The 11,186-nt window shown below is 34.5% G+C and carries 10 protein-coding genes and 1 pseudogene; 4 read left to right on the forward strand and 7 right to left on the reverse strand.

Going from position 1 to position 11,186, the window contains the following annotated elements; translation table 11 throughout:
• Positions 1 to 532: 532 nt before the first annotated feature.
• Positions 533 to 1,069: a helix-turn-helix domain-containing protein gene (locus PMI13_RS20370; RefSeq protein WP_034669877.1), complete on the forward strand. Its 537-nt coding sequence runs from the start codon at positions 533 to 535 to the stop codon at positions 1,067 to 1,069.
• 156 nt (positions 1,070 to 1,225) lie between these two features.
• On the opposite strand, the gene PMI13_RS20375 is transcribed toward PMI13_RS20370, so the two are convergent.
• From PMI13_RS20375 to PMI13_RS20390, 4 genes are all read right to left on the reverse strand, one after another.
• Positions 1,226 to 2,395: a proline dehydrogenase family protein gene (locus tag PMI13_RS20375; RefSeq protein WP_007847547.1), complete on the reverse strand. Its 1,170-nt coding sequence runs from the start codon at positions 2,393 to 2,395 to the stop codon at positions 1,226 to 1,228.
• 61 nt (positions 2,396 to 2,456) lie between these two features.
• Positions 2,457 to 3,386, reverse strand: coding sequence for a UbiA family prenyltransferase (locus PMI13_RS20380; RefSeq protein ID WP_007847549.1), 930 nt, complete (start codon positions 3,384 to 3,386; stop codon positions 2,457 to 2,459).
• An 11-nt stretch (positions 3,387 to 3,397) separates the two neighbouring features.
• On the reverse strand, positions 3,398 to 4,324 hold the full coding sequence (locus tag PMI13_RS20385) for a mevalonate kinase family protein (protein WP_007847550.1): 927 nt from the start codon (positions 4,322 to 4,324) through the stop codon (positions 3,398 to 3,400).
• Between the two features lie 133 nt (positions 4,325 to 4,457).
• Positions 4,458 to 6,635 carry a T9SS type A sorting domain-containing protein gene (locus PMI13_RS20390; RefSeq protein WP_007847552.1) on the reverse strand — a complete coding sequence of 726 codons (2,178 nt, stop codon included), beginning with the start codon at positions 6,633 to 6,635 and terminating at the stop codon, positions 4,458 to 4,460.
• Positions 6,636 to 7,089: 454 nt separating this feature from the next.
• On the opposite strand from PMI13_RS20390, the gene PMI13_RS20395 reads away from it, so the two are divergent.
• From PMI13_RS20395 to PMI13_RS21865, 3 genes and pseudogenes are all read left to right on the forward strand, one after another.
• On the forward strand, positions 7,090 to 8,187 hold the full coding sequence (locus PMI13_RS20395; protein ID WP_007847554.1) for an SMP-30/gluconolactonase/LRE family protein: 1,098 nt from the start codon (positions 7,090 to 7,092) through the stop codon (positions 8,185 to 8,187).
• A gap of 77 nt (positions 8,188 to 8,264) precedes the next feature.
• Entirely contained in the window at positions 8,265 to 8,564 is a 300-nt protein-coding gene (locus tag PMI13_RS20400; RefSeq protein ID WP_007847557.1) for a putative quinol monooxygenase, read from the forward strand.
• 190 nt (positions 8,565 to 8,754) lie between these two features.
• A pseudogene (locus tag PMI13_RS21865) lies at positions 8,755 to 8,912 on the forward strand (IS982 family transposase); the annotation flags it as partial.
• Here the strand turns inward: PMI13_RS21865 and PMI13_RS20410 are convergent.
• The 3 genes from PMI13_RS20410 to PMI13_RS21820 all read right to left on the reverse strand — a co-directional run bounded on the left by PMI13_RS20410 (position 8,908) and on the right by PMI13_RS21820 (position 10,988).
• A complete protein-coding gene (locus PMI13_RS20410; RefSeq protein ID WP_007847558.1) occupies positions 8,908 to 10,386 on the reverse strand; it encodes an MFS transporter in 1,479 nt (492 codons plus the stop codon). The pseudogene PMI13_RS21865 and the gene PMI13_RS20410 sit on opposite strands and share 5 nt — an antisense overlap.
• Positions 10,387 to 10,471: 85 nt before the next feature.
• Positions 10,472 to 10,759, reverse strand: coding sequence for a hypothetical protein (locus PMI13_RS20415; protein ID WP_007847562.1), 288 nt, complete (start codon positions 10,757 to 10,759; stop codon positions 10,472 to 10,474).
• Positions 10,760 to 10,790: 31 nt separating this feature from the next.
• On the reverse strand, positions 10,791 to 10,988 hold the full coding sequence (locus PMI13_RS21820; RefSeq protein WP_394330404.1) for a DUF6705 family protein: 198 nt from the start codon (positions 10,986 to 10,988) through the stop codon (positions 10,791 to 10,793).
• Positions 10,989 to 11,186 lie beyond the last annotated feature (198 nt).

Here is an 11,186-nt window from a genome sequence, read left to right on the forward strand (position 1 = left end):
TGAGAAATTTAACAGCAAATCATGCTTCAATACAGCTTGAAATAAAAGATGTAATTCATCATTAAACTGATCCCGGATAGAGTGCTTAATCCTATTTATAATTTAATGTTAAAACTGCTTTATAATGGCCATTTATAAGAATAATTATCACCCCTCTCATATAGATTTATTTAATTTAATATGTATAATCAGTCATTTAACCTGTCTCCTACTCCATACTTGGAATTTTATCCGTAAAAAACAATGTAAATAACCATGAATAGGATATTTATTGATCCTGTACCGTTTGAATTGACCAATATATTATTTATCTCATCTTTTACTTTAAGTGGAATCAAAAAAATTAATTTCTGGGGATAATTTGTTTAATAAAAATTCAATTTTAATTTTATCAACAACATAAATACTTGTTTATCAGCAAATTTGCATTGTTTACTTTTGTATATCGGATAAGTTTTCAATTGTTTACTTTTGTATTTTGCAATTGTAAACTTTATTTTTACATTTGTAAAACAATATGAAACTTGTTTTTATGAGTTTAAATGAGAGAATTTCAAAAGTTATAGAATATTCCAGGCTCACTCCTTCGGAGTTTGCAGATGAGATAGATGTACAGCGTTCTTCTATTTCACACATCACTTCCGGGAGGAATAAACCTTCTTTAGAATTTATCATAAAAATAAAATCCCGCTTCCCTGAGATTCTCTGGGACTGGCTTGTCAATGGTGACGGTGAAATGCTGAAATCTGAATTACCGGAAACCGATGAAATTCCTGAAAAAATTGAAGAAGAAAAAACCAAACCTACCTCGCTTCCGGATTTATTTACAATGATGAATACCGATGAAGATTTCGGAGCTGAAGAAACTCAAATTATTCCTTCAAAACAAAGTGCCGGAGAATCAGTTATACCTGATCAGAGTCCGGCTGAGAAAAAAATAACCGATTCTCAGCGATTAGAAAAAAACAACGATCAAACAATCAATCAAGTAACTGATAATCAATATAATAAAATAAAAAGGATTGTTTTGTTCTATGAAAACGGAAAATTTGAAAGTTTTGAGCCTTAAAAACTGTAGCCAATAATCAACTTAAAAGTTAGCAAAGAAAAATTATTTTTAAAGCTGGTTAATTCAGCTTTATTCTGCAAAACAATAAACAATCGGTTCGATTGATCAAAAAAAGCCTCACTGAGTGAAGCTTTTATTATTTGGAATAAAACTATTTTATTTGTTTTTTCTTCTGTCGAGTTCTTTTTTAATAAGCCCCAATTCTCTTCCGGTTTGTCCGGCAACAGAAGTATTTTCCCTTGCTCTTCTGGTAAGGTATGGAACCACATCTTTTACAGGCCCATATGGAAGATATTTAGCCACATTATAGCCTTTATCTGATAAATAGAACGTAATATTATCACTCATCCCGTAAAGCTGGCCGAAATATACATGCTTATTACCGGTTTCAAGAGATTTTGCTTTCATTTTGTCCATTACAAGCTCTGAAGAGATCTCATTATGGGTTCCGAAAAATGCTGAAACTTTATCTAAATGATTCATCACAAAATCAATTCCTGCATTGTAATTTTTGTCGGTAGCCTCTTTATCAGGCTGAATCGGGTCTGTGTATCCTTTTTGTTCGGCTCTGGCTCTTTCCTTTTCCATGTAAGCGCCACGAACTATTTTATATCCGATAAAATAGTTTTTTTCCCGTGCTCTGTAAAGATGCCCTTCCATATATTCCAGTCTTCCGGTTCTGTACATCTGAATGGTATTCCACACAATAGGTTTTTCCCTGTTATATTTCTCCATCATTTCTTCACAAAGATGATCTGCAGCATCCTGCATCCAGGTTTCTTCAGCATCTACCATTACTTTTTTATCGTGTTCATGGCAAAGTTTACATACCTCATCGAATCTCCTTACCACCCTTTCCCATTCTTCTTTCTGGCTGGAAGTGAGCTCTGCATTTTTCCCCACTGCTTCATACAGGTCTATTCTTCCAAAAGCTGTAGGTTTAAATACAATAAAAGGAATAGCTGGGTTTCCTACTGAAAATTTAACGATATCTTTAATTTCTTTGCAGACTGCATCAAAAGTTTCTTCATCTTCTTTCCCTTCAATCGAGTAATCGAAAATACTGCCTACTCCTCTTTTGAAAAGCTGCTTTACCACTTTCATGCTTTCTTCACGGGTTTCGCCACCACAGAACTGCTCAAACAAAGTGTTTTTTACAATTCCTGTTACGAAAGGAAAATTATTATGAACTGTGAAATTAAGAACTGAAGTTCCAAGGCTTGTCAATGCAGGCTGTTCGATCATTTTAAACATCCAGTACGCCTTTCTTAATTGAGCATCAGATTTATCTGCAAATGCAACTTTAGTATCGTTAAAAATGGGCATTCTTTTTTATTAAATTTAGTTTCGCAAAGGTAAGAATAACCAATGTCTTTTAAAAAAATATTTATAATTTACTTTCAATCCCGTTTAAAAGCATGGCAATAATTCCTACAAAAACCCATAATCTCAGAATATTTAGAGTTATAAATTTGCTCTTTCTCGAAAAATTTAAAAGTAAATAAACACAAAGAATCATCACAAAAAGACCTCCTGAAAAATAATAGGCCATAAACCCTGAGATTCCTGTTTTCATAATCAGTCTCATGGAAACAGCCATCGTAATAATCAGAAGCGAGATAATGATACCCTTTGTTGCTTTATTATTAAAAAAATTAGGAATGGTTGTATATCCGAATGCTTTATCTACACTTTTCGTAAGGGTATCTTTCACAATATCAATACATAAAAGGATAAGGAAGAGAAAGACCGCCATCAGTAAAACTTTCTTTGAAAAAGTCTCGTAATAAACCATCATTCCGAAAAACGGGTATAAAGTGAGGCTCACAAATGTAAGATTATTCAGAATTAAGATGCGGCTCAGTTTATGGCTGTAAAACCACATAAAAAACTGGTAAACCACAAAAAAGACAAAAACTTTATGAGAGATGAGCCATGCTATCCCCAATGAAATAATGCACAGAAACAGATAAACATATAGAAAATATCTTTGTGCAATAAAGCTCTGAAGCCTCATTCTGAAAGGTTTTACAATATGATCCTTTTCAAAATCATAAAACTGGTTGATGATACCACCGGCAAGAATGGTTAACACGGTACAGAAAATGATTCCGTGAACTTTGAAATCAAAGACGAATTTCCGGAATGTCTCATCCTGGTTGAAAAGGAAAAATGTGGAAACATAGAGAGCAAATGTAAGCAGAATGGCTATAAAAAATCTTGCACCCAGTAAAAAGCCCACGAATTGTGAAAATCTGTAAAATATAGATTTAGAGATAAAATTTTTCTGTTGGAAAGTTTCTTTTTCAGAATTCATTCCCAACCCCTTTAGAATCTGTAAATTACTTCTTTATGGAAACCGTCAAGCATTTTTTCAGCTTTTTCATAATCTTTGGTAAATCCCAGAATATAGCCACCACCACCGCTTCCGCAGAGTTTTAAATAATAGGCATTGGAATCCAGTCCTTTTTTCCAGACATTGAAAATGCTTTCAGGAATCATTGGACGGAAATGCTCATAAGCCCAATAGGAAAGCTTTTTTAAATTTCTGAAGAATGGGTTCATATCTTTTTTAAGGAAAGAATCTATACAGGCATTGTTGTAGCGGATAAATTCTTCTTTGAGTGTTTTGCGGAAACCTTCCGTCTTCATTTTTTCAAAGAAAATCTGGATCATTGGCCCTGTTTCCCCTGTCATTCCTGAATCGATCAGGAAAATTGCTCCTTTTCCTTCTTCTCCATGAGGTATTGAAACCCTGTCCAGGTTTTCTTTATTTTCGATAAGAATAGGCAGGTTCATATAGCAGATTAAAGGATCCATTCCTGAGCTTTTACCATGGAAATAGCTTTCCATTTCACCAAAAACGGCCTTTAGTTTCTTAAGATTATCTTTTGAAATATTTTCAGGGTTAAGTTTTTTGACAGAATATCTTTCAAAAACTGCTGCTACCAAAGCTCCGGAACTTCCTACCCCATATCCCTGCGGAATGTTGGAATCAAAGAAAAGCCCGTTTGATATATCATTTTTGAAACGATCAATATTCAATTTAAAATCACCGGAAAGATCAAGATCAGCCAGAAAATCTGAATATTTCTGCAGATGCTGATTTGATTTCAATTCAAATTCAGAATCCAGATCAGAAAATTTTAAAGTTCCTTTATAGAAGCTATAGGGTACAACAAGACCCTGAGAGTCTTCTATCATCCCATATTCTCCAAACAGAATTATTTTCGCATAAAATAGAGGGTTCGTCATTTTGACAATAAATCTTTTTACAAATTTAAAAATTATTCCGCTGAATATAAGCAAAATTCGAGCCGAATTGCATTTTTTTTCACTTCAATTAAAGCCCGATATAATATACCAGGCTTTTATTTAAATTGAAGAATTAGTGTTTTATTAATTTCTTATTTACCGTCTGTTTATCAGTTTCTATAGAAACCACATAATTTCCGGCCTGAATTGAAGAGAGATTCACCTCAAGTTTATTTCCTTTCAGGGAAGATGATGAAAGTACGAGCCTTCCCGCTTCATCAAAGATTTTATATGATTTCAGGTTTTCTACGGAAGAAATTATAATTATATTTTTCGCAGGATTCGGATAAATACCTACCGTTGTATCTTTTGTCCCGGCTTCCTCAATTCCTAAAACAGTACAGGAGAAATTAGCTTTCCAACCGTTCTCAGTGATTGCTGGATCGGAAACAAATTTCACGGTAACAGCTCCTGTGGCATCAGTAGAAGTGAATGCTCCCGGCAGAGTATTTCCTGTTAAGCTCCCATTACTGAATAACGGAGATGCTGTAGACGGACCGTTATATACATACAAAAAGTCATAGTCTTGCTCCAGGGCCAGCTCTGTAAAGGTAAGCGTCAAAGCTGCACCAGAAACCGGATAGAAAGTTTTTACAATATTCTCACCATTTCCATAGGTTGTTGAAGTTCCTCCTGAATCGGTAAATTGAATTCCATCACACCAATTCCCATCAGTTAGAAACAATACTGGTGATTGATAGACATTAGGTAAAGAACAGCTTGTTCCAACATACAGTTTATAGTAGGTAGCAGGCTGAAGTCCTGTAATAGTAAAAGTATGTGAATTTGTATTTCCTGTTGTAATGACCGTTCCATCCATGCCAGTGACTTTGTACTTCCAGGCATTTGAAACAATATCTGTAAGAACTACATTGATGGAGTTTTGAGTTGCATTTGTAAAATTTACCGCTGTAACAGGCATTCCACATGATGTAATACAATTGGTTCCCAAACAACTTTTAGAATCAACGGTATTTCTAATTAAAGCTGCCGGTTGAGGACCAAAACCATTACTAAAATTGATGCCAATACCGGGCATCAGATGGCAATAACTCATTATAGTCCCCGAAGCAGGTAATACATTGCTTGTACATGTCAACGCTTCAGATACTATAATAGAAGGTATCGCTGTTGGGCCACACCAATCAATAGGGGTATTATTTCCGTTCCATGCACATGAATGCGTGTGAGGAGAGCCTAAACTATGTCCCATTTCATGAGTCATAGCCTGGATAGTCCATGAATATACAGGAACATTGTTATAAGTTTGGGAAATTCCTGAATAGGCATATTTATTTCCTGTACATAATGAGTTCAGATAAGCAATACTTGTTGTAGCAGGTGCATTGACTAAATGGGCAAGGTCACCGTTAAAAGTAGGTCTGTTGATTCTGAAACTGTTAAGATTTCCTCCCGGCGTTCCATTATAAGGATCCTGGGTAGTCCATATATAAATCTCACTCAGCGCTATCCTGATCTCATCATTGTTGTAAAGGGTGGCAATATTATTATGGATTGCTGTAAGCCAGTTTGTGACTGTATTGGTATTTGAATTATTATTCAGATAAGGCTGATAACAAATTTCATAATATACTCTTACGCAATTCTGTGTCAAAGTTTTACCTGCTGTCTGAGAATTGTAGGGTATTTTCTGGTCATAATTTTCTTTTAACTCATCTGCTCCACAAATAAACGGATTAGCTCCCGTTAATTTTGATTCTGAATAGCTTACAAAATCTTCCGTGTTTTTAACTTTCCCCAAAACAATATTCCCTAATTCCTGAGTGGAAGCCACTCCTACAATATCATCATTAAAGAAGCTAAAAGCTACCACAGAATTCTGGTCTCCTTTTACAATACCCTGATAATAAACTCCCGGAGTATATTGTACAATCTGCCCCTTACTGGTGGTTACTTTAAAGTCATTTGTAAAAATCTGATTCTTATAAAGCTCAACGGTGATCTGCTTATTTCCGTCAAAAGGAAATGATATTTCTATAAGATGAGGCTGATCTTTTATGATTTTTTTAAGCTCAGTCTGATTGATGTTCAGAACAGTAATATCCGTTGCTGCTCTTTTGTATACAGCCATTTTCCCTGAAGCTTTATTGATTTCAAATAAATCATATCTGACAAAGCTTTCGCCCTGATCATGATATTCCGAAATTTTTTGAGGTATAGGTTTTAAATGTTGAGAAAAACCTATAAAAAAGCATTGCAGAATGCAAAGAAGTAGAATTTTTTTTATCATTTGAATTGTTTTTCCAAACACAAATAAACAAAAAAAATTAACAATATGTAATTAAACATTACAATTATTTATAAAATTCAAACATTATCATTCATAAAAACATATATATATTCAAAATTTACACCACAAATTGTTAATTTATTAAAAATATCAATTAACCTACCGGTATTAAAATAAAAAAGAGGCTGTATTCATTTTTGATGATATAGGGAATAGAAACAGAACAAACCACAAAACAATTAAATACAGGCAAATAATTGTTGATGCAGTACATTTTTATACTATCGTTTTTGACAGTTATTGTAAGGTTAATTTACTATACTTAGTTTTGTAACTATCAAACATATAGTTTCAATTATTTTTTTTGATTTATACTTTTTTTGATCTTACAAAACCATAGTTATAACAGGAAATATCCTGAAAGAAAAATGCCAAAAATAAATTACCTGCCATTATGAAAAAATATCTGATTATACTGCCCCTTTTGTTAAATATAGACGCTATTTCCCAAACCGTAAAATATGAGGTTTATGCAACGGTAAATCAATCCGTAGGCAACATTGCTTACACCAGTCAGGGCGATCTGATCTATAGTCATCACCCGTTTTTCAGCCCCGATCACCGGGTAGTAAAATACGATGCCAAAACGAAAACAACCCAGCCTTTTCCCAATAAAGAGTGGAATACACCCCGTACTACAGACGACCATTACTTAAGCAATGTTTTGGGAATAAGAAGTGATAAAAATGGAATTGTATGGATGCTCGATATGGCACAAAGAAATCCTATTACCCCAAAAATTGTAGGCTGGAATACAATTACCAATCAGTTGGAACGTATTTATTACTTACCCGAAACTTCGCTTGCATCAACTTCACAACCTAACGATATGGTGGTTGATACCAGACACGGTGTTTTTATAATTGCAGATGAGGGCATTGGGAATGGCGGCGATGGAAGAACAGCCGCCCTGGTTGTCGTAGATATGAAATCAGGTGCTACCCGCAGGTTGCTGGAAGGTACACGGACAACCCTGCCTGAAAATGTTCCGACTGTCATCAATGGCAAATCCCTGGCCATAAAAGGGAAAAATCTTTTGGTGGGCTGTGATGGCATTACAGCTGATGCAGATTTTGAATGGCTTTACTACGCTCCTCTGAACGGCAAAAAAATATATCGTATAAAAATTGATGATCTGCTAAACAACAGGTTGACCTTAACCGAATTGGATCAAAAGATAGAAACTTATTCTACCAAGCCCAATAACGGTGGATTGAGCATTGATGCAGCAGGTAATCTATATCTGACAGCATTGGAAACCAACAGTGTGGATGTGATCCTTGCGAAAGACAAAAGCATACAAAAAATAGTCATTGATAATCATTTACTTTGGCCCGACGGCATCAGTTATAATATTGTTGACGGCTATATGTATGTTTCGGCGGCACAGGTACATTTAGGTGCTGTTTTTAACAACGATAAAAATCTGGCCAAAGCACCCTTTTACATTTTCAGGTTTAAGCCGCTTGCCAAGGGTGTTGCGTTCAGGTAAACCTGCTTTTACCGGCACAGTACAGATGAAGGCAAAGCGCCTTTTACATTTATAATTCAAAGTAAATAATAAAAAAGATGAACAACATTTATGTAACCATGGCCGTATTGAAAGCCAAAGAAGGAAAACGGGAAAAATTACTCGAAGAACTTTTAAAACTCATAGATCCTACCCGCAGTGAAGACGGCTGCCTGGAATATATACTCTTCGAAAATAAAACTGAAAACAATACTTTTTATATGCGGGAAGCCTTTAAAGATCTTAATGCTTTTAAAATGCACGGTGCCACAACGCATTTTAAAAATTTTGCAGTCCAGATAGATGAACTGATGAGCGAACCTATTCAGCTGATAGAACTGGCACAGGTTTCCCATTAAACGCATAACATTAAGTATGGGCGACGGGAAGCAACAGAATTTAAAAAATATGATCCAATATCTCCTCTATTGAATTTGAAGCCTAGACCCAAAAGCAGAATATGGAAATATTTTAACCTGAGTTGGGGTAAAAACAGAAATCAAATTATAAAAAAAGTAATAATTCGGTTAAATATCCGAATTATTACTTATGATTCTGAAAGACCAAATTGTAAATATTTTGTACAAATTGATGATTTCTGTAAAGAGTTTGATTCTCAGATGAAGCAGAGAGCACCTTGTGACAACAAAAAAAGAAGGAACAGAGCATCTCTAATGTCAGATTCTGAAATCATAAATATTTTTATTCCTTCAGGGCTTTGACTTTCAGGAAGCGGATCAATATCAATCCTGCCGCAAAAAATAAAGTCATTGAAAGTGCTGCAATACGCATATTATTAAAATGTTCGATAAGCGTAGCAAAAATGAATGTTCCTATGATAATAGCTATTTTCTCCAATACATCGTAGAAGCTGAAGAATGTTGTATTTTCCATAGAATCTTCCGGTAAGAGCTTTGAATAGGTAGATCTCGACATCGCCTGAAGACCACCCATCACTAACCCCACTACTGCGGCAACACCATAGAACTGGTATTCTACAGTAGGGTTTTCTTTGTTCAGGAAATACGCCCACAGACAAGCTATAATCCATAATACAATGGCAATGGAAATCACGTTTTTGTTTCCTATTTTTCTGGATAATCTTGAGAATATAACAGCCCCGATAATCGCTTCAATCTGAATGACCAAAAGCGTGGCAATCAATTTATCCTGGGCAAGGTTGATCTCACTTTTCCCGAATAAAGTTGCCATCAGAAAAATGGTTTGCATTCCCACACTGTAAAAGAAGAAACTGGAAAGGAAAAATTTAAGGTTTTTGTCTTTAAACAGCTCATTTCCTACTTTAAATAATTCATGGAAGCTTTCTTTAGCAATATCTTTATAAAAGCTCATATTGTCTTTAAAGACCTCAAAGAAGCCCCCCTGTTCTTCATGCTTTTTAAATATGTTCTTATAGTTTAATAAAACAAGGTCTTTAGGAAGCTTATCTTTAACATTCCCAAATTGTGGCAAATGCTTGAAGGTATATTGTGAGAAGCCAAACCACCATGCACCTGTCAACAAGAAGCTGATTCTTGTGAACAATAATTGCTGGGCAGCTCCTTTTGCAAATACCTGAATCAATACCAAACAGATCACCACTAAAACCACTGAGCCTATATATCCGTAAACATATCCTTTTGCTGAAAGGGCATCCTGCTTATCCCGGGTAGCAATATCCGGTAAAAATGAATTATAAAATACCAAACTCCCCCAGAATCCCACACTGGCCGTAATACTGAAGAGCAGTCCCAGAAAGACGTTATGCATCCCGGTGAACATCGCCAACCCCATACAAGAGGTGGCTCCCAGATAGCAGAAAAACTGCAGGAATGATTTTTTATTTCCGATGGTATCTGCCAATGAAGACAAAAACGGGGACAATAAAACGACGATAAAGAATGATATCGTCAGTGAATATCCATATACTGCATCCGGCTGGTATTCTTTTCCGAAGATTTTGATTAAATGTCTTACGGGAACATCAATCCACTGTTTTGTTTCTGCCACATATTCCTTCTTCTCATAAGCTGTGGTAAGAATAGAATAATAAATAGGGAAAATAGTAGAAGTAATAACCAAAGAATACACAGAATTGGCCCAGTCATAAACCGCCCAAGCTTTCATTATCTTCGGATTATTCTTAATATTTTGTGATTGTTGATTCTCTGTTTCAGACATTTCAAATATATTAGATGCACAAAAATAGAAAAACCGCGGAATATTCCGCGGTTTTTTTTATTAATTAAAATATTGAAAGAAAAGTCTAATAGTGAAAAACTAATTTAGATAATTCTATATAGGCACGTTCATGCTTTTTTAAATTTTGATTTTCTTTTATAATCTTCATAATACTAAGTATTTGTTTTTCAAAACCACTTGCATCAATTTGATTATTAAGATTGGGAAACTCTTCAAAAAAATTAGGATATATTTCCTTCAATTCTTTGATTTTCTCTTCCAAACTTTTCTCTTTAATAAGATATTTTTTGATTGCTGGAAATGTAACAATAGCTAAAATAAAAATGATCCCCGCTATTTCTGATATGCTCATAATTGAAATAATTATTAAAGTTATTGTTTAGTTAATAAGTTCTACCATCGGTATAGGTTCCTTTCCAAATTCCAACAAATTTATTTAATCTGTTACTGGTATCCTTTAAGTATACATAATCTGGACAATCTGGACCGTTTTCACATTGTGATAGCTGATCTAAAGAAATTGTTTGTGCCTTACAGGAAATTATTATTGTAAAAAATAATAATATATAAATTATTTTCATTTTTATTTATCCGACCAATCTGTGCTGTTATATCCATTAACACCTACAAATTTTATTTTTTCGATTTTCATATTAGAAAAAAACTGTACAAAAGTAGAGTTCCATTTGAAGACTTACCCTTTTCAATAACACTTTAGAACGGTAAAATAAAAGAGGCTGTCTCAAAAGTGAGACAGTCTTTTTTTTATGCTCAAAAAG

The organism is Chryseobacterium populi (assembly GCF_000282115.1).
In the GTDB taxonomy this organism is placed as follows: Bacteria; Bacteroidota; Bacteroidia; order Flavobacteriales; family Weeksellaceae; genus Chryseobacterium; species Chryseobacterium populi.

Excerpts from the sequence above, each read along its gene's own strand:
- PMI13_RS20415 (WP_007847562.1), bottom strand. The coding sequence starts at position 10,759 with ATGAGCATATCAGAAATAGCGGGGATCATTTTTATTTTAGCTATTGTT.
- PMI13_RS20395 (WP_007847554.1), top strand. The coding sequence starts at position 7,090 with ATGAAAAAATATCTGATTATACTGCCCCTTTTGTTAAATATAGACGCT.
- PMI13_RS21820 (WP_394330404.1), bottom strand. The coding sequence starts at position 10,988 with ATGAAAATAATTTATATATTATTATTTTTTACAATAATAATTTCCTGT.
- PMI13_RS20385 (WP_007847550.1), bottom strand. The coding sequence starts at position 4,324 with ATGACGAACCCTCTATTTTATGCGAAAATAATTCTGTTTGGAGAATAT.
- PMI13_RS20370 (WP_034669877.1), top strand. The coding sequence starts at position 533 with ATGAGTTTAAATGAGAGAATTTCAAAAGTTATAGAATATTCCAGGCTC.
- PMI13_RS20400 (WP_007847557.1), top strand. The coding sequence starts at position 8,265 with ATGAACAACATTTATGTAACCATGGCCGTATTGAAAGCCAAAGAAGGA.
- PMI13_RS20410 (WP_007847558.1), bottom strand. The coding sequence starts at position 10,386 with ATGTCTGAAACAGAGAATCAACAATCACAAAATATTAAGAATAATCCG.
- PMI13_RS20390 (WP_007847552.1), bottom strand. The coding sequence starts at position 6,635 with ATGATAAAAAAAATTCTACTTCTTTGCATTCTGCAATGCTTTTTTATA.
- PMI13_RS20375 (WP_007847547.1), bottom strand. The coding sequence starts at position 2,395 with ATGCCCATTTTTAACGATACTAAAGTTGCATTTGCAGATAAATCTGAT.
- PMI13_RS20380 (WP_007847549.1), bottom strand. The coding sequence starts at position 3,386 with ATGAATTCTGAAAAAGAAACTTTCCAACAGAAAAATTTTATCTCTAAA.